Genomic DNA, 18,000 nt, shown 5'->3' with positions numbered 1-18,000 from the left:
ATGCCAGTTATTTTTGACATGGTAGTAACAGCATTGAAGAGGATGTGGTTAACCTGTCTGGCAACGTTATCTGACACTGTTTTTGGTTACGCCAATAAACCCACAACGCGGTATTCTTCTCGATCCCCACCAACCAGGTCACCCCTTCTTCTCCGACTATCCCAAGTTCTTGATTCACCTCATTACGCACACTGGCACCAAACGGTGGTTTTTTACCATCCGGTAAGGTGATCACCGAGAAGAGTTTTTCCCCTTTCATCACAGGGAAACTTCGATAGCCAATCGCGCCTTTTGTAAGCGTGATGTCGCTGGTGGCACTGAGCGCTTCAATGTTTTCAGGTAATTTACTGGTGTTAATGGAAGCCGAGGATTTACGGTAACTATTCACATTTGGGATCACCGCTAAACCGAAGCGGTTGGTTTTTGTAACGCCATGATTCAGTGGTACGCCGCCAATATCTGAAGTTTCCACCATTAAGCGAGTATCACCGTGGGCAGAGCGATGCAGCGCGGCTCCCTTGGTCGTTATTGTGATCCCGCTATTAATCGATGCCCCAATACTGCGGTATTGATGAGGGACATAGCTGCCATTAATGGACACACTGGCATCCGAGAGGTCACGGGAATAAAAACCGCTCAAGCTCGTTTGGCTATCCACATCTTGCCCGTGGTTATACCCCATCGTTAGGCTGTAATTATCCCTCTCCCCATAACCGCTATATCCCACATTATGGTTATATTGATTCTTTTTATTGGAACGAGAGTACAACTCAGAAAACGTCAAGCTATGTCCGCTGTACAGCGGGATCGTCAAATAAAGGTTAATGGCATCATCTTCATAACCGTTACTTCGCTCCGTTCGCGTCGCGGAGATAGCAATATTGCCGCTATATTGGGAAAGGGAAGCAAAATTCAGGCTTGTATTGGCGTATAAACCGTACTGGGTTTGTGGGTCATCCTGCCAATAGGTGCTGTACTGGTAATTTAACGAGAAGTTAAAATCATCAAAATATTTATTTAAGTAGACTTGGTAATTTTCCTTGGTGGCTTGCGGTGAATGCCCAGTTCTGTCCTCATCCATATATTGCATTAACGTTCGATACTCTTTATCTGCAAAACGGTAGCCCGCAAAAGTAATATCGGTACGAAGATCCTCGAATGACTTCGCATAATTAAAACGGTAAGAGCGCCCCTGTAAGTGACTTTTATCGTCATCTGAATAATCAGCAAAAGATTGGGTAATATCCACCGCGACAGCCCCAAAAGAGAACAAGTCACGCCCAATCCCTAAAGCGGCACTTTGGTAATAGGCATTAAGTTGAGTTCCCCCATACAACGACCACGCATTTGATACACCATATGACAATTCACCACTAATGACGGGATCTCCCGTTAAATGTCGATTGTCATAACGTGTTTTCCCCAGCGCCGCTTTATAATTTACCCGACCCGGACGAGTTAAATAGGGCAGCGATGCAGTACTAAGACTAAATTTATTCTCTTCCCCATTTTCTTCACGTACCGTCACATCCAGCACACCACGGATCCCGCTATCAAGGGTTTGAATGCGAAAAGGTCCCGGTGGCACCGAAGTTTCTGAAATGATCCGATCCTGACTCCGAACGATCACAATGGCGTTAGTCTTTGCCACACCGATAATTTCAGGGGCATATCCCACCAATTTTGGCGGCAACATGCGATCATCACTTTCAATCGAAATACCCGTGTATTGCCAAGAATCAAACACGTCCGAGTAAAAGTTATTTTCCCCGAGCGTGAGCAAAGCAGCGCTTTCTTTCAATGATCGAAAAGCATATAACCGACTGAAATCAAAGTTGTGTTTTTCTTGCGAATAACTGCCCCCATGTTGCTTTTGATAAGTCCCATTGAAGTCACCACGCAGCCGCCAAGCCCCAATGTTAATGCCCGATATTCCATTACCAGATAAGTAAACACGCTTGTCGCCATCGGTCTCTTTTGTGGCAGAAATATTCGCACTGTAGTCCACAAACAAACCATTGATCCCCTCTTCCCATAATTTTGGGGGAACCCAATAAGGATCACGATATTCCATCCACATTTGGGGAATGGTCATTTTTAGGGACATAGAAGGCAAGTCCACTTTGGTTTGTACCCCAGCCAGAGCCGAAAAATTCAAACATTTTTCATCATGAAATAATGTGACTTTTTCCTCCGCAGATTTTTTTAGTCCCATAAAATCCAGCAACTGAGGTGCCAGACACACTTGCTGAGAACCTACACTTTTTGTACTGTTATCATCAAAAACAGCAACATCTCGCGGCTCGCCTAAACGCTGACCGTTAACAAAAACAGTCAAAACATAGTCTCCAGGTGGAACATATCCCGCAACAGAGAACTGGCTCATATCAATGTTATTCATATCTTCGGCATCTAACACATCGGTATTAAATTCAGCAGCATAGCTATTGCCAATTCCCATACTTAGCGCCAATAAAATCGTCTGTCTTAGTTTGCTATGTTTGAACATCATGCTCTATACCATCCCAAATGCGACGAGTGTGCCCCTCTCGAAAATGACTTCGAGATCATGTTTATCTGCAATTTATTGATAATCGATAAAAAAACGGATTAACCCTTGATAGTTACCCGCTTGAATAGGTCGCCCAGTTAGCTCTAGACGTAAAAAGTACTGTAGATAGAGCGCTTTCCCTGATTTGTCTTGCCGTAATACATTATTTGCCAAAGGGTAATATTGCCCTGGAATCAATGTATTAAAACGGCTATCAAGGACAGAAACCCCAAGACCTTGTGATGCGCCTCTTAGTACAAATGCATCAATGTGTTCCGCTGTTTCCCCTGCAAATCGAATAGACCATGTTTTACTGTCGAGTAAAGAGTAAAGGCTTCCGCAGTCTCGTAACTCAATAATAAAAGGTTGGTTATGCTGCTCACGCTGCAACTTTGTACCAAGCAGGGGGATTGCCAAAGGTGAAAAATCAATCGTTTGAAATCTATTTTCAATTACAACCGAACACGGTGTAGCGATAACAATACCTTTCAATGTTGCGCTGCCATCAAGCTCTATTTTTTTATTCGCCGCCGCCCCCGAAATCATCAGGCACATCAGAATGGTCATCGTCATCAGTTGAGCTAATTGGCGAGTTACCCGTTGATAAACAATCACAATTGTCTCCCTCAACTTTCTCCTTCAACTCCGTATTGATACCGCCAGTTATTCACTGGCGGTAGACTCAGATGCTTACTGATAGGTAATTCGGAAGTTAGTTACGGCGCTAAACTTACCTTCAGCGACATCTTTTGTGGTATCAATAGCTTTAGCTAATGCTTTGAAGGTTAAGGTGTTATCCCCCTTCTTATTGATAATTCGCGATAAAATATCCTTAGCTTTGCCAAATTCAAAACCATCAATACCAATACCTACGTTGTTTACATTGCCCGGAGAAGTTGAAAGCAAAGTGTTACCCGCATCGGCGTAATTTTGCCCTGTAAAGACTAACTCCATGCTTTTCACTGCTGCTGACGCCCCTGTACCATCTTTGGTGTAATCTGAAAAATCACACCCTGTTAATTCAATATTAAAATTCACTTCAGCCGTTCTGCCATTCTCTAAACCACGGCGAGAAAGCTGACCAAAATCAATAGTTTGTTTTAACGATGGTTGTGCAATATTGCAGGGTGAAGTCACCACTGTACCGATAAAATTCACCGTACCTGTATTCTCTGCCATTACACTAAAAGAAGTCGCTGATGTTGCCAGCAGTGTAATGATTGCTAACTGATTAAGTTTCATATAATGACTTTCCTTTCGTTTAAAAATAGGAGAAACGCAATACACCATCAAATAATTAATGGAACAGAAAAACATTAAATAACAATTAGTTATATAATCACCAAAGAACATGTTAATTTAATTAATCATGATTAAAGATCATGTAAGGCTTTGAATTTTAATTTATCGTAATAGGAATATTTTGATTTTTTATCTTGAAATAAAAAATTATCTTGTAATTTTATCTCTGCTATTTCATCTGAATAGTTAGCAATAACTTTGAAAAAGAATTCAGACCAATCCTTACCTAATTTCTTTAATATGGCGTCAAGCGTTTCTATATTTACACTCGTAATACCACGTTCATAGCGAGATATTTGCTGTTGACTAATATGAAGCATACGCCCTAATTCCTCACCTGTTAATGAGCAATTAAGCCGTGCTTCCCGAATAAATAAACCAACTTCTTCACGTAATCGATATTTGTTTTTCATCATATTAAAACCAGTTTAAATAGCTTTAATTTCATTTACTCAAAGATAGCCAATTCATTGAGCAAATAGCGTAATAAAAAATGGATATATCCAAAGTGCAGGAAATTTAATTTATTAAAATATAGATACAGGAAATAAATCTGTAAATACGTTTATATCGATCGAAAATATATGATTTAATAGTTAATACCTATCAAATTAACTTTATTGATCGTTTTAATATCTGAATTTGATTTATATAAAATTAAATATCAATAGGTTACACAAATAAGACTATATAATATAATTAGCTAGTAATTTAAATATTCACTTATCTTAATCATGATACCCCTTAAAAAAAACATTATTTCAATTTAAATAAAAGAAAATTATCCAATTATAAATATCGCATATAATAACTTATTTAAATTTATTAAAAATAAAAAATCAAGAATATCAAACATAAAAACTTAATATTTTAATGAGAAATAAAAATATACTTAAATAACTCATATTTTGTGTTTTATAAATTCATTCAATAAAACTTTAAATATAATTTAAATTCATCAAAATAAGTCATATTAATCATGATAAATTTTCCATTATCCATATCATGCTTAAACTATGCATATCGTGCACTTTTCATTTTCTAATATTAACTAGAATAAATTAATCCGTTAGGATAACAAAAAAAGGAGCCAATAATGACAACTCAGTTTTACAGCTACCAACCGCAACAAGGTCATGGGCTTCCCCATGATCCGATACCCTCATTAATTGGTCCACGCCCTATTGGCTGGATCTCCACATGCGATAAGCAAGGTAACACCAATCTTGCGCCCTATAGCTTCTTCAATATCTTTAATTATTCACCGCCCATTTTGGTCTTCTCGAGCGTTGGGAAAAAAGATTCCGTCACCAATGCAATCGAAACAGGTGAGTTCGTTTATAATCTTGCAACTCTTGAGCTTGGGCAGCAGGTCAATTCAAGCAGTGCAATGTTACCTCGTGGAGAAAGTGAGTTTGACCTTACTGGGCTTTCCACCTTACCGTCCACATTGATTACGCCTCCGCGCATCGCCCAAACGCCTGTTTCCATGGAGTGTGTAGTCACTGAATATCAGCAATTAAAACGCGCTGACGGTAGCCTATTGGATACGTGGATGATCATGGGAGAAGTGGTAATGGTGCATATCGATGAAGCTACCTTAGAGCAAGGCTTATATAACAGTGCTCGCCAAAAACCTTTGATGCGGGCAGGCGGACCTGCGGATTATTATTGGATTGAAGAGCAACAAAAACTCGAAATGTATCGCCCTAAATAACGTAAAAAGTCTTAGGCCAGTTTCTATCACACTGGCCTAAGATTCATTATTTGGGGACACAGGTATACACCCATGCAGGTGGAAAATTGCGATACACACGTTCTTTTGTGAATGAAAAATAACGTGAAAATAGCGGTTCACAACCTTGGGTATACTGAAATAGCACTAATTTACCCTGATTCTTTAATAGGCTCTGACGCACCTGTTTTAATATTCGCATGCTGGTTTTTTTATTCAGGGACAGAAAAGGAATTCCTGAAATAATCAAATCATAATCACCCAATAAATATTCTGCTGAACATGGATTAACAGCCACTCTCGGGTCATCAATCTGATTTAAAATATCGATAAAATCACGATTAATTTCATAGAGATCTAAACGTGTTTGCGTCGTAATTTTGTTCACAATATAGCGAGTCATGACGCCGTTACCCGCACCAATCTCTGCAATTTGATGACATTGAGCCCAGTCAATATTGTCAATCATGGTATGACATAACCAACGAGATGATGGGAACACCGTTCCCATCGAAGCTGGTGATGCAATGAAATTCTTAACGTAGAGCTGGTAATGATTTTTATGAGAAAAAAACGATTCCGCCATGCTTCCTCCTGAATCAAAAATACCTTTTCTATTTCCTTAAATTGATGCTCCACATTCACCGCAAAAATTGGCATTTGGGTCTACGGCACTTTTGCATTGTCGGCATCTTATTTTTTGGATGTTTTGTCCGTGTGAAAAATAGTTGTCTTCGCCTCGACCATCATTGTGCTGATAACTCCCGCCATGCTTACCTCGAGAACCATGCTTGGAACTGCTGCCATGCCCTGAATGACCCCAATATTGGTTATCGCGTTTCGAGTTATAGCGATTTCTGCCGAGGTTAAATAACCAGCTGAAAATTGACATAATAAATATCCTCCACTGTTATTCTTGTCCCGAGTATAAACCTTAGACTTAACTCCAGAGACAACAGTAAAACTGAATAATTACAATAAAAAACCATTTATTACGTAAACTGAATATCGCTATTTTTTCATGACACACGCGGGTGAATGAGACAAAGCTTTCCTTAGGATTTGAGCAGTGAAGTTCCATAAGAATTATCAATCACACATAGCCACTTACCATCGATGAGTTTAAATACGTAGGTGGCATCTCGCACAGTATTAAACGGCGTACCATCTTGCATTTGCGCACTCAAAATAGTTTCAGCTAAGACTAAGGCGCAATCTTCACCAAAAATAACTTTTACCGTACCTTGAGATACTTGCAGGCTGTGATTAAAAAATTCAGCGATAGCAGAAAATGCTTTCTTTAGGTTCTCTTTTCCATGGACATGTAAACCGTCTTTCACCACTAACGAGCCATTCTCAGAATAAAAATCCATTAAATAGCTGAAATTTTCTTCTGTGATGGCGCGATCTGCGCTGGCAATTAGGGCTTCAAGTTCTTGCGTGTGTTTTTGAGTATTGTCGAAAAGATTCATAGAGGGCTCCTTGTTGAATACTAACCAGACAAGGACAAAAAACCCGCCTTATCTGGCGGGTTGAGGATGTAGCAAACTCCCACCAGTTAAGTGATGGTCATCATAATAATGAGGTGAGCTACATGCTGTGACATAATTTTTTCCTGAATATAATTAGAGATTACATTATCAGCAATAAAATTTTTTTCAATGAGTATATAAAAAGGGCTTAAGTTACCTTAAGCCCTTTAGTCGTAAATTAGAAACTAGTGTTTTGAACTCTTATGGTGATTTAATGTTTCTTCTTTTAAATCAAGCTCATCACGTAAGCGATGGTACACTCGCTCATTGATATTTTTCCCTTTACGCATTTGATATAACGCTTCCCGCTTCGCCTTCAGAGCCGAATCTGACATCGAACGTTCCATCTCGATCATTCGATGTAAATCAAACACATCTGACTCTGTTTCATCCGTATTATCTAAACGACGACCATAAATTTCTAACAGCTGAGCACCCACTTCGGTACGCATCGCAATTTCATCCATATCATCAGAAGGGTGGTTCATCAGCTCACGAATATGTGCCATTGCTGCTTCATTGAGTGCCAGACGAGCGCGAATTTCATCGTTATCATAAGGTAAATCTTGCACTAAACCTTTGGTTAAAATCGGCAAGGCGATGCTGGCAATTAACAGCGAACACAGGATCACCCCCATCGCGAGGAAGATAGCCACATCACGGTTAGGGAATAATGATCCATCGGGCATTAAGAATGGCAACGTTAAAATACCGGCTAACGTAATTGCCCCGCGAACTCCCGCCGTTGCCATCACCGCCATCATGCGAATACGTACTTCATCCGCTTGCTTTCCACGACGACGATTGTGGAAAACTGTCAGGGTCATTGATATCCATACCCAAGCAAAACGCAGTGCACCTAATGCAATGGTGATAACGGCAACATACACAAACAGCATCCAAGGATGGCTAGCACCTGCAGCTTCGGCCACCTGAGGCAAATTGGTCCACATCCCTGGTAGCTGCTCACCCAGTAGAATAAAGATCATGCCGTTCAAACCTGTTTGTACCGTGTCCCAAACTGCCTTACTTTGCATTCGAGTCGCCGCTTGCATACGCCCTGCGATTTTTTCGTAGTGCATCGCAATACCCGCAACAACGGCAGCAAGGATTCCGGAAACATGTAAATGTTCAGCCAGCAGATACGCGGTAAAAGGCATTAACAGGCTGATCATAATTTGGATAGCTGGTTCTTCACCTGTGCGCTTGACTAAGAATTGGTTTAACCAGCCAATTGCCCATGCGACTAATAAACCAATCACTATCCCACCAAATGCCACCAGCACAAATTGCCCCGCAGCAGATGCCAGAGAGAACTCCCCTGTCAGCGCAGCCACAACCGCAAAGCTAAAGCATACTAAGCCCGTCGCATCATTGAGTAGAGATTCCCCTTCAAGAATGTGCGCCATACGCGATGGTAGTGGCGAATTCACTGTCATTGCAGATACCGACACAGGGTCAGTTGGGGAAAGGATAGCTGCCAGTGCAAAGGCAACCGCCAGTGAAATCGTTGGGATCAGCCAATGGATAAAGAAGCCCATCCCAATAACGGTGACGACCACTAAGCCAATCGCCAATGACATAATTGGCTTAATTTCTTGGAATAAGGCTTCTTTTGGAATTCGCCATCCATCAAGAAATAGCAATGGAGGAATAAATAAAAAGAGAAAAAGATGTGGTTCGAATTCCACTGTAAATCCGTAGAACGATAAGGCAGCCCCTAACGCTATCTGGATAATTGGCAATGGAATGATGTCTTTAAGTAATCGGGAAACAAATACGCTCACGATGACTGCAAGTAAAAAAACGAGTACAAGTGTCACTACTGACATTGAGTGCTCCATAATGGTTTATCTTAGTTATCTGCATTGCAGTAAATAGATAAATCAAATCAATGTAAAGCATCAATTTATTACCAAATAAAAAAACAAAATAAATCAAAAACTACGATAGCAATCATTGTGTTACAGGATATTACTTAATTTCCAATACATTACATATCCATTCAATATACTCGTGTTTTATAAGGATTTAATCTATTCTTCTGGTATAAACCCTTATCACTCATCAAAAACGGATAATTCCGAGTATTTTAATGCAACTTATCTATTTGATTTCTGGGCTATGTCTATCAATTAATTCTTGTAAAACCTGCTTGAGCATTTTGCTTTTGCGAACACCAAGAGGCGCTAAAACCTGCCTTTCATGCTCTTCCGCTGCAATCAATAACCCTTCGACCAGCTCGACACCACTAGAAGTCACACTCACTAAAGTCACACGGCGGTCACTTCCTGTATGGTTATTGTGACGGATGACATGCCCTTGCTGTTCCAATCGTTGTAATACCCGCGTGATTGTTGGTTGCTTGCTGACTGTTTTTTGCGACAGCTCAGTGATCCCCATCGAACCATTATTGGCCAATGTAGAAAGCACTCGCCACTCCAACACTGATAGCCCATTGGCTTCTACAACCGCATGAAATTCAGATGAAACTAGCATCCATGCCTGCCCCAAAAGAGCAGGCAGGTAATTATCAACGAAGACTTTCGATTCAGGCATCAATTCCTCTTTTCTTGCTTCTGGTTTTATGACATTAGAAGCTAGCAGAGTAGCAGAAGGAAATCGAACTCTTAACATAATTTAACTAAAATCTTCCGCTAAGTAGTGAGCCAAAACCATCCACTCGCGTATCAAGTCCCAATTTTTTTAGCATCATGTAAGTTGTTGCCACAGACGAAGACAATACTGGTAAGCCCACTCTATCTTCGATAAGTTGAATCGACGGTAATGACGGCATTTGCACGCAAGCTGATGCCACAATCGCATCCACATTGGTATTTAGCTTTCTGGTGATTTCCACTGGTGCTAATGGGTTTTGTCTCCCCACCTCGAGGTTATCGGGGATCTCCAATGAGATGCTATCAACCACTTCAATACCTTCATGTTCAATATAGTCGATAACCATTTGCGTTAATGGCTTCATATACGGCGTCAAAATCGACACTTTTTTCGCGCCAATGGCATGTAGCCCTTCGACTAATGCCCCTGCACTAGTGACAACCGGCGCTGGATGCCCATTATCTATGGTGCATTGATGGAGGCGTTTTTGCGAAACTCGGTGATACCCCTTCCCCATGCTCATAATGGCAACCAAGCAGGCATACCCTAATACATCGACATCGGCGTCTGACAGTTCAATAGCACAGCGGTCACTGTCTGAGTCCATTTTGGCAAGCTCATCCTTAGTCACTTTCTGCATACGCATACGGCTAGAGTGGAATGTGAAACGCTCTGCAAACATCGCTTCACGGGCGCGTAATATAGCCGGAATTTCAGTTTCCATGGTGGTATTAGATGAAGGCACAATCTGCCCAATACGAAACGTACGCGCTAAGCTCATAGCCCTTTCTCCACTGAAGAGTCATCCGATTCAGCAAACTGATTAAGTTCATCGACATCTTGCCCACCATGATGGAAACGAGCAGCCGTTAATGGGCGACGATTAACCTGTAAGTCAAAGATATCAAAGCGATTATAGTGCCCTGTAATATCATGCATTTGGCGTGGTTGAATACAGCGATTCAAATCAATTTCAGCGTAAACAATGCCTTCTTTATCAATCAATGGTTCCCCAATTACTCGTCCATCAGGACCAATAATGCCGGAAAATGCGCTATTTGGACGCGCAAGCAACTCACGGGATTCGGGATGCGACGCCGCCATGGCTTCAACGATTTCTTCAGAGACTGTCGAACAAGAAATGATGGTAAATACTTTGCCTTCAAAGCAATGAGCAGAGGCACGTAAACGAATCGCATCCGCCATGTCATAGTCTTTTGGTGCCACTGGCAGTGCAATATAACTGGCAATATGAACCAACTCACCTTGAGCCAATAGCGAGAAACGTGCCAACGTATTGGTGTTTTCGCCACATGCCAACGCCCCTAAAGGACCAATGCTGGTTTGGTGAACTTTCAGCGAGGAGGCATCCCCATTTGCCCACGTCAATTTTTCCGCCCACGTTGGGACTAATTTACGGTGACGTCCTAAAATTTTACCTTCATCAGAAATCGTCACTAACGTGTTGTATAACGTGGCAATTCCGTTCGGATTGCGCTCATTCACCCCCACAACCACGTTGATATGGTGACGAGCGGCGGCTTGGGCGATTTTTTTAATTTCAGGTCCAGGGACTTCAATGGCAGATTTGCACAGTTTTTCAAACCAAGGGCTGCCATCAATCGGGTTCATTACCCAACTCCAATACGGGTAGCCAGAGACAAACACTTCAGGAAATGCCACTAATTTGGCACCATTATCCGCTGCTTCTTCAATCAACCGACACACTTTATCAACGGTAGCATCGGTATCGAGGAATACAGGGGCGGCCTGTACAGCCGCTGCCTTAAATTGAGGTAGATTCAACATGTTAGTATCTCCCTTGAGTTATACCGCAACCACTGGGTGGCGTAACTCACCGATTTTTTCGACATACGCTTCAATTACATCACCCGGCCATACCCACTCTTGTGGGGAACGACCCGCACCAACCCCTTCAGGTGTGCCCGTTGCGATAATATCCCCCGGTTCCAACGTAATGCCTTTGCTGATATCAGCAATCAACGCATTCACATTGAACAGCATATGGCGAGTATTGGAGTCTTGCTTGGTTACACCGTTAACTTTCAAACTCAGGTTTAGTGAGTGAGGATCAGGAATTTCATCGGCAGTCACAATGCAAGGACCGAATGGGGCGTAGGTATCCTGCCCTTTAGAGTAAATCCATTGACCTGCACGGCGACAATCACGTGCACTCATATCAATCATTAAGCTATAACCGAACACATAGTTCAGGGCATCTGCTTCAGAAACCCCTTTAGCACGCGTCCCCATGATCACCGCCAACTCCACTTCCCAATCTAATTGCTGAGTAATTTGGCTGTTATGTTCAATCGCATCACCCGGTCCAATCACCGTTGTTGGCGGCTTAGAAAAGATAACCGGCTCTTTTGGTAGATCTTTAGAGGTATCCAGAGTACGGCTCGACTCAGCAACGTGCTCAACATAGTTCAGACCGATCCCAAAAATGTTTTTTCTTGGGCGTGGAATTGGCGCTAAAATTTTTACATTCTGTACTGGCCATGCAGTTCCCGCAGGAAATTGCCCTTTATGTGCGTTTAATAATTCAGTACCTGCACGGATCCCTTGTGGACCTAAATCAATAAAATCCAACATATTATCAGGGAGATATTGACCATTCTGTTCCGCTAATCTCGCTAAATCCACGACTTGCTCGTTAGCAATCGCCCCTAAACGTGCTGCTGCGGTAACATCTGAACGGTAAGTAATAAGACGCATAATTTTTCTCCTTGAGTCAGGTCTCAGACCTAACTGAAATCTTCACGTAAACAATTAAAATAAGTAATCGGAACAAATAGTTAGAATAAAAACTTAGCTAATCACTTTTTGATGCCCATCATTGTCCACAAGCGCCTCTTCATAATAGAGACCAAGGGAGTGCATCACTGGCAAGTCGTTAAAACAGAACAGACACGCGTCTTCGCTCTGGGATGTATTCACATGTTCGTGGAACATCCATGATGGTACACAAAAAATATCTCGCTCTTGCCAGTCAAAGCGCTGCCCATTAATAATCGAATACCCTTTTCCTTTCGCCACTTGGTAGATAAAACTGCCCGTATGACGATGAGCTTTGCCGACAAATCCAGGGCGTAATAACTGCATACTAGCCCCAATCGTTGGCATCACTGGCCCGCCGGTTAATGGGTTGGTGTAATTCATTAATACATCATCAAATACTGAGCCATCCGTTACTTTTGCGGCGCGTTGCAGCGCTTCATAAGTGGGTCCCCACTGGTATTTGAATAATGGCGAATAGGGCTTATCCCATCCCACATGGTGCGGACGTAACGCAGTCGCTCCCCACATGCCAACGGGATAATCAATTGGACGAGTTTGTGCTTGATGCAAATCGGGGTGAACTTTGTAGAAACCCGCTTCCATTGCATTGACTAATGGAATATCTAAACCATCTTGCCAAATACACGGTAATCCACCTTCTTCCACACCATGTTCATGCCAAGTACCATTTGGTGTCAGCACAAAATCATTAGCTTCTAAAATCATTTTTTGCCCTTCCACAATGGTGTAGGCGCCGCGCCCTTCCATGATGAAACGCAATGCTGATGATGAATGTGCGTGAGCCGAAGCGGCTTCTCCCGGATGCATCACCTGTAAACCGGAATACAACCAACCCACTGCCGCTGCCACATCTTGACGACCAGGGTTGTTTAAGTAGATAACACGGCGACCTGCTTTTTCCGGAGTCACCAAATCCACCGAACGCAAAACATGCTCACGTAAATCTTGGTAACGCCATAACACAGGCACAGATTGAGATTTTGGCTGCCACGGCTCAATTTTGTTGGCAACCGTCCACAATGCGCCCGTTTTGAGTTCATCTAACTGTTTGTAATACGCCAACAATTCTGGTGTATCTTCCACATCTGCGCGTCCTGCGACATTTTCTCTGTATTGGTCATGGGACTGAATCGTCATGGTGTTTCCCCCTCTCGCATTTACGCCATTAACGGCTTTTCGATTGTTGGATTAATTGTTGGCGACCATACTCATAAGGTGCTGGCCACGAGACTGAATTCCACCCAAAGCGAGCACACTCATGGAGTAACCAAGCAGGGTCGGCAAGAAGTGGTCGAGAGAGCGCACAAAGATCTGCTCGCCCTGACGCGATAATGCTATTCACTTGATCCGCATCAGTGATCGCACCAACGGCAATTACCGGCACCGATCCTTCATTGCGAATACGATCCGCCATTGGGGTTTGGTACATACGCCCATAAACAGGCTGTTGAAGAGGGGATACTTCGCCAGATGAGCAGTCGATAATATCTGCGCCCGCTTGATGAAGTGCCTGCCCAATTAATACCGCCTCATCGACTGTTGTGCCGCCGTCAACCCAATCTGTCGCAGAGATACGCACAGACAGTGGCTTATCCTCAGACCATACTTTTCTGACCGCGCTCACTACCGCTAGCGGGAAACGCAGACGATTTTCTAAAGACCCACCAAACCCATCGGTACGCTGGTTAGTTAACGGAGAAATAAAGCTTGATAGCAGATAACCATGCCCAGCTTGCAACTCTAACCAATCAAAACCGGCTTGATCCGCGCGTTTTGCTGCCGCCACAAACTGGTCGATAATCTTTGCCATTTGGGCTTCGGTTAGCTCAGTGGGCGTCTGTGAAATTGAAGGTAAATAAGGTAATGGTGATGCGGAAACTAATGGCCAATTACCTTGTTTCATTGGATGGTTTTCTTGCTCCCAACCGCGCTGTGTTGAGCCTCGACGCCCAGCATGTCCTAGTTGGATCCCAATTTTCGCATCCGTTTTTTGGTGTACAAATTGCGTCACATTTTTCCATGCCGCCACTTGCGCATCATTCCAAATTCCCGGGCAGCCTGTCGTGACTCGCGCTTCAGGAGAAATTGCCGTCATTTCCGTCATAATCAGGCTAGCCCCACCTAATGCGCGGCTACCGATATGTACCAGATGGAAATCACTGACTAGCCCATCAGTTGCGCAATACAGCAACGTTGGAGACGCTATCACACGGTTTTTCAGTTCCACATTTCGCAAGCGAAATGGCGTCAACATCGGGGCGACTTTTTGATTAGCCACCTGCGCAGGTAAACCCGATTTTTCGGCAAACCAGTTTTCATAGTGAGTTAACCAGTTACCATCACGCACACGTAAATTTTCATGAGAAATGCGCTGAGAACGAGTTAATAAAGAGTAAGCAAACTGCTCAGGATCGAGGTTTTCATAGCGCTGCACGTTTTCAAACCACTCGGTTGAGTTACGCGCCGCATTCTGGATTTTTAGCACTTCGACACTGCGAACTTTTTGGTAGTGCTCAAGTCCCTTGCGCAAATCTCCTTGAGTCGCTTTCAAGCTTTCGCACAGCTCAATCGCATCTTCTAGAGCCAATTTAGTTCCTGAACCAATAGAGAAGTGGGCGGTATGAGCGGCATCCCCCATCAGCACCACAGGAACCTCCTTGCGGCTTGTTGGTTGTGTCCAGTGCACCCAGTTATCACAAATCACGCGAGGGAAACGAATCCAAATCGCGGCACCACGTAAGTGTGCTGCATTGGCAATCAGTTTTTCACCATCCAGCCATGGGGCAAATAACTTTTCACAGTAAGCAATCCCATCTTCCTGAGACATTTGGTCGATACCTGCTTTCAACCAAGTCTCTTCCGTGGTTTCTACGATAAATGTGGATAACCCTTCTTGAAATTGATACGCGTGAACTTGGAACCAACCGTGTTCATTTTCTGCGAACAAGAAGGTAAATGCGTCGAAAATCTTTTTCGTACCTAGCCAAACAAAACGGCAACGGCGTTGGTCGATATCGGGTTTGAAGATATTTTCATAGCGAGTACGTACTGCGCTATTGATCCCGTCCGATGCAATCACTAGATCCGCATCATATTGGCGTGCAATTTCTTGGTCATCCGCCACTTGGGTTTCAAATACCAATTCCACCCCCACTTCAAGGCAGCGATCTTGCAAGATATTGAGGAGCTTTTTACGCCCAATACCGATGAATCCATGCCCGCCACTGCGGTTACAGCTACCTTTAAAGTGAATGTCGATATCATCCCAATGGCTAAATTCAGCGCTGATCGTTTCTGCTGAGACTGGGTCTGCTTTGCGCAAGTTACTTAATGTGGCATCCGAAAATACCACGCCCCAACCGAAGGTGTCATAAGGGCGGTTACGTTCAACGACCACCACACGGTTGCTTGGGTTTTGCAGTTTCATCAGCAACCCGAAATAAAGCCCAGCGGGACCGCCGCCGATACAAACGATATTCATGGAGTTTCTCCTTTATTACGTTGTGCCATTACACCGGTTGCTGCTGGGTTAAGGCGCTATACAGTGCTTCAGGGATAGGAATAGCCTGATGCGTAATCAATGATGTAGTGACATAGGTTTGCGTCACTTCCATGCGTAACTCGCCATCAAGGCTGGTACAGCGTTGACGTAAAGTCAGTGATTTACCGCCAATGCGTTCGACATGCAGCTCAAGCTGAACGTCATCCCCCATACGGCTAATCGCTTTAAAATCCGCCTCTAAATGCACTGTGGGCAAACCAAAACGTTGATCGAGGATGTACCCTGCAAATCCTTCAGGGAGTAATTCATCAAACCAACGCTCAATGAGATTGTTAAACATCACGAAATATTGTGGGTAAAACACGATCCCAGCAGGATCACATTCTGAAAAACTGATCCGATGGTTTCGAGAAAATGTCAGTAAACTCATGATGCTATCCTTATTCCATCGCCAAACGCTGACGGCATTTTTTCAACTCATTACCATGTTCATCCGCCAGCGCCGCTTCACGTAATTCACGTAAATTTATCGGTGCTAGCTGGCTACCATGACGTTCAACAATTTCCATCAAAACTTGGAAATTGCGCAATCCACGAGCATGGGTGTCGCTATACCCCTTAACCACTCTCTGACATTGCGCAATTTCGGTTGCCAAAGCAGGGTTACTGCTTGCGGCTTGCGCCACAGTGGCTAGCCATTTTTCAATACGATTATTTTCAAGCTGATAACGCAGCGTTGAGCGGCGCCCTCTGCGCCATGCGGCTAGCACGTATAACTGTAAGAATCCCCATAAGGAACTGGTAGTGATTGTTCGTCCCCTTTGCGTCAATTTGCGAACGGCTTTGTGTACCCAATGTGGTTTCATCAACCAATTGCCTAAATTTTTGGGAAGCGTTTCGCAAATCTCTTCGATTCTTGGATGCATAAATTCATTGATGTCGAGCAATTGGTTATCTTTCGCTTGGACTTCACTGCGTACTCGGGCAAAACGGCTATCACGAATTTTTAAGTCCGCAACGCGAATGGTGTCTTCATAGGACATCCATAGCGCTAAGTGGCGTACTAACGCACGCTGTAAACGCGGGTCATCACCGCCTTTTTGCGCAAATAGCCCTTGCAATCGATTGAGGTACGTCTCGGCATATGCAGGGTCTTGATAATCAACCAGCCGACGAACACCTTCGGTCGCAAGGTAGTGAACATGGTCAGGAAACTGACTTTCAATCTGAGAAAGGAGAGCTGCTACATGTTTGTTTTTTGGTGTTTTTTCTACCGCTTTTGCAGATTCTGCTTGATAAGCCTCTTCAGGCTGAGCCGCTTTTTCAGCACCCAATGCAAATGCTCGCAAACTCGGTTTCACGCCAACGCCACCACGAACGATGGTTTCTTCAAATTGTTCACGGCTAAAGGGCAGAACCCCCGAACCAAACAGCGCACCGAACAACACGGCGCTGATCACGCTGCCACTCTCTTGCGCAGCTTGTGCCATATCAAAATGCACAAACTGGCGGGCGGCTTGCCCCGCATGACGGATCAACGCTTGGCTATCCACTCGCCCATCCCCCATTGCCGATTTTTCTGCGATGGAATAAACCCGATGGGTCGAACTAATCAGCGTGGTACGCTCCGCGGTCACAAAACCACGTTGTACTGCACGCCCAGCCTCCATCAGCTCTGAAGCCAACACCACATCCACATCACCGGGCATTGGCATTAACGCTAAAACAGGTGAAGGGGTCTGCGGGTTATCAGCACCAGGGAATAATTCAACATAATAAATTGTTGCCCCTGTACGCTGCGCCACTCCTGGCACAGAAGTAGTTTGCGCAAAATAACCGTTATCTTCGCCAAGATTGACAATCCAGTCAGCGAGAACGCCACCACCTTCTCCGCCCATCGCAAGGATGGCGATTTTGATCGGCTGTAAGGCCATTA

17 protein-coding genes are annotated in these 18,000 nt (G+C 43.7%); 1 reads left to right on the top strand and 16 read right to left on the bottom strand.

From position 1 onward, the window contains the following. Positions 1–7 precede the first annotated feature (7 nt). The 4 genes from GKR71_RS06385 to GKR71_RS06370 all read right to left on the bottom strand — a co-directional run bounded on the left by GKR71_RS06385 (position 8) and on the right by GKR71_RS06370 (position 4,269). Entirely contained in the window at positions 8–2,512 is a 2,505-nt protein-coding gene (locus tag GKR71_RS06385) for a fimbria/pilus outer membrane usher protein (protein ID WP_036955209.1), read from the bottom strand. A gap of 72 nt (positions 2,513–2,584) precedes the next feature. Beyond that, on the bottom strand, positions 2,585–3,166 hold the full coding sequence (locus GKR71_RS06380) for a fimbrial protein (RefSeq protein WP_036955213.1): 582 nt from the start codon (positions 3,164–3,166) through the stop codon (positions 2,585–2,587). Between the two features lie 75 nt (positions 3,167–3,241). Further along, positions 3,242–3,793: a fimbrial protein gene (locus GKR71_RS06375; RefSeq protein ID WP_036955218.1), complete on the bottom strand. Its 552-nt coding sequence runs from the start codon at positions 3,791–3,793 to the stop codon at positions 3,242–3,244. A gap of 131 nt (positions 3,794–3,924) precedes the next feature. Then, the gene (locus tag GKR71_RS06370) at positions 3,925–4,269 is read right to left on the bottom strand and encodes a helix-turn-helix domain-containing protein (RefSeq protein WP_036955222.1); all 345 of its coding nucleotides are present in this window, start codon (positions 4,267–4,269) and stop codon (positions 3,925–3,927) included. A 680-nt stretch (positions 4,270–4,949) separates the two neighbouring features. Here GKR71_RS06370 and GKR71_RS06365 point away from each other — a divergent pair. Continuing rightward, entirely contained in the window at positions 4,950–5,570 is a 621-nt protein-coding gene (locus GKR71_RS06365; protein WP_036955226.1) for a flavin reductase family protein, read from the top strand. A 46-nt stretch (positions 5,571–5,616) separates the two neighbouring features. On the opposite strand, the gene GKR71_RS06360 is transcribed toward GKR71_RS06365, so the two are convergent. The 12 genes from GKR71_RS06360 to GKR71_RS06305 all read right to left on the bottom strand — a co-directional run bounded on the left by GKR71_RS06360 (position 5,617) and on the right by GKR71_RS06305 (position 17,998). Then, positions 5,617–6,174 (bottom strand): class I SAM-dependent methyltransferase, encoded by a 558-nt coding sequence (locus tag GKR71_RS06360; protein ID WP_036955231.1) that lies wholly within the window; start codon positions 6,172–6,174, stop codon positions 5,617–5,619. Between the two features lie 36 nt (positions 6,175–6,210). Further along, positions 6,211–6,480, bottom strand: coding sequence for a zinc ribbon domain-containing protein (locus GKR71_RS06355; protein ID WP_108479311.1), 270 nt, complete (start codon positions 6,478–6,480; stop codon positions 6,211–6,213). Between the two features lie 163 nt (positions 6,481–6,643). Then, positions 6,644–7,060: a YybH family protein gene (locus GKR71_RS06350; RefSeq protein WP_036955236.1), complete on the bottom strand. Its 417-nt coding sequence runs from the start codon at positions 7,058–7,060 to the stop codon at positions 6,644–6,646. A gap of 245 nt (positions 7,061–7,305) precedes the next feature. Then, positions 7,306–8,952 carry a Na+/H+ antiporter gene (locus GKR71_RS06345; RefSeq protein WP_036955239.1) on the bottom strand — a complete coding sequence of 549 codons (1,647 nt, stop codon included), beginning with the start codon at positions 8,950–8,952 and terminating at the stop codon, positions 7,306–7,308. 274 nt (positions 8,953–9,226) lie between these two features. Further along, positions 9,227–9,679 carry a MarR family winged helix-turn-helix transcriptional regulator gene (locus GKR71_RS06340; protein ID WP_036955244.1) on the bottom strand — a complete coding sequence of 151 codons (453 nt, stop codon included), beginning with the start codon at positions 9,677–9,679 and terminating at the stop codon, positions 9,227–9,229. An 85-nt stretch (positions 9,680–9,764) separates the two neighbouring features. Beyond that, entirely contained in the window at positions 9,765–10,520 is a 756-nt protein-coding gene (locus GKR71_RS06335; RefSeq protein ID WP_036955248.1) for a maleate cis-trans isomerase family protein, read from the bottom strand. Then, complete coding sequence (locus GKR71_RS06330; RefSeq protein ID WP_036955252.1) at positions 10,517–11,548, bottom strand: carbon-nitrogen hydrolase family protein; 1,032 nt, start codon at positions 11,546–11,548, stop codon at positions 10,517–10,519. Before GKR71_RS06330 ends, GKR71_RS06335 begins: the two co-directional genes overlap by 4 nt. A gap of 18 nt (positions 11,549–11,566) precedes the next feature. After that, positions 11,567–12,478, bottom strand: a complete 912-nt coding sequence (locus GKR71_RS06325) for a fumarylacetoacetate hydrolase family protein (RefSeq protein WP_154634066.1) — start codon at positions 12,476–12,478, stop codon at positions 11,567–11,569. Positions 12,479–12,571: 93 nt separating this feature from the next. Beyond that, positions 12,572–13,699: a cupin domain-containing protein gene (locus GKR71_RS06320; RefSeq protein WP_036955260.1), complete on the bottom strand. Its 1,128-nt coding sequence runs from the start codon at positions 13,697–13,699 to the stop codon at positions 12,572–12,574. A gap of 28 nt (positions 13,700–13,727) precedes the next feature. After that, the gene (locus GKR71_RS06315; RefSeq protein ID WP_154599650.1) at positions 13,728–16,043 is read right to left on the bottom strand and encodes a bifunctional salicylyl-CoA 5-hydroxylase/oxidoreductase; all 2,316 of its coding nucleotides are present in this window, start codon (positions 16,041–16,043) and stop codon (positions 13,728–13,730) included. A 28-nt stretch (positions 16,044–16,071) separates the two neighbouring features. Continuing rightward, positions 16,072–16,494, bottom strand: a complete 423-nt coding sequence (locus tag GKR71_RS06310; RefSeq protein ID WP_036955269.1) for an acyl-CoA thioesterase — start codon at positions 16,492–16,494, stop codon at positions 16,072–16,074. Between the two features lie 10 nt (positions 16,495–16,504). Beyond that, positions 16,505–17,998: an indolepyruvate oxidoreductase subunit beta family protein gene (locus tag GKR71_RS06305; RefSeq protein ID WP_154634065.1), complete on the bottom strand. Its 1,494-nt coding sequence runs from the start codon at positions 17,996–17,998 to the stop codon at positions 16,505–16,507. Positions 17,999–18,000 lie beyond the last annotated feature (2 nt).

This window comes from Providencia sp. wls1922 (genome assembly GCF_009706505.1).
Lineage (GTDB): Bacteria > Pseudomonadota > Gammaproteobacteria > Enterobacterales > Enterobacteriaceae > Providencia > Providencia lanzhouensis.
Note: the sequence above shows the minus strand (reverse complement) of the source record. Positions and strands in the feature narration are given on the sequence as shown.

Excerpts from the sequence above, each read along its gene's own strand:
- GKR71_RS06335 (WP_036955248.1), bottom strand. The coding sequence starts at position 10,520 with ATGAGCTTAGCGCGTACGTTTCGTATTGGGCAGATTGTGCCTTCATCT.
- GKR71_RS06330 (WP_036955252.1), bottom strand. The coding sequence starts at position 11,548 with ATGTTGAATCTACCTCAATTTAAGGCAGCGGCTGTACAGGCCGCCCCT.
- GKR71_RS06365 (WP_036955226.1), top strand. The coding sequence starts at position 4,950 with ATGACAACTCAGTTTTACAGCTACCAACCGCAACAAGGTCATGGGCTT.
- GKR71_RS06385 (WP_036955209.1), bottom strand. The coding sequence starts at position 2,512 with ATGATGTTCAAACATAGCAAACTAAGACAGACGATTTTATTGGCGCTA.
- GKR71_RS06360 (WP_036955231.1), bottom strand. The coding sequence starts at position 6,174 with ATGGCGGAATCGTTTTTTTCTCATAAAAATCATTACCAGCTCTACGTT.
- GKR71_RS06340 (WP_036955244.1), bottom strand. The coding sequence starts at position 9,679 with ATGCCTGAATCGAAAGTCTTCGTTGATAATTACCTGCCTGCTCTTTTG.
- GKR71_RS06350 (WP_036955236.1), bottom strand. The coding sequence starts at position 7,060 with ATGAATCTTTTCGACAATACTCAAAAACACACGCAAGAACTTGAAGCC.
- GKR71_RS06370 (WP_036955222.1), bottom strand. The coding sequence starts at position 4,269 with ATGATGAAAAACAAATATCGATTACGTGAAGAAGTTGGTTTATTTATT.
- GKR71_RS06345 (WP_036955239.1), bottom strand. The coding sequence starts at position 8,952 with ATGTCAGTAGTGACACTTGTACTCGTTTTTTTACTTGCAGTCATCGTG.
- GKR71_RS06305 (WP_154634065.1), bottom strand. The coding sequence starts at position 17,998 with ATGGCCTTACAGCCGATCAAAATCGCCATCCTTGCGATGGGCGGAGAA.
- GKR71_RS06310 (WP_036955269.1), bottom strand. The coding sequence starts at position 16,494 with ATGAGTTTACTGACATTTTCTCGAAACCATCGGATCAGTTTTTCAGAA.
- GKR71_RS06320 (WP_036955260.1), bottom strand. The coding sequence starts at position 13,699 with ATGACGATTCAGTCCCATGACCAATACAGAGAAAATGTCGCAGGACGC.
- GKR71_RS06315 (WP_154599650.1), bottom strand. The coding sequence starts at position 16,043 with ATGAATATCGTTTGTATCGGCGGCGGTCCCGCTGGGCTTTATTTCGGG.
- GKR71_RS06355 (WP_108479311.1), bottom strand. The coding sequence starts at position 6,480 with ATGTCAATTTTCAGCTGGTTATTTAACCTCGGCAGAAATCGCTATAAC.
- GKR71_RS06325 (WP_154634066.1), bottom strand. The coding sequence starts at position 12,478 with ATGCGTCTTATTACTTACCGTTCAGATGTTACCGCAGCAGCACGTTTA.
- GKR71_RS06375 (WP_036955218.1), bottom strand. The coding sequence starts at position 3,793 with ATGAAACTTAATCAGTTAGCAATCATTACACTGCTGGCAACATCAGCG.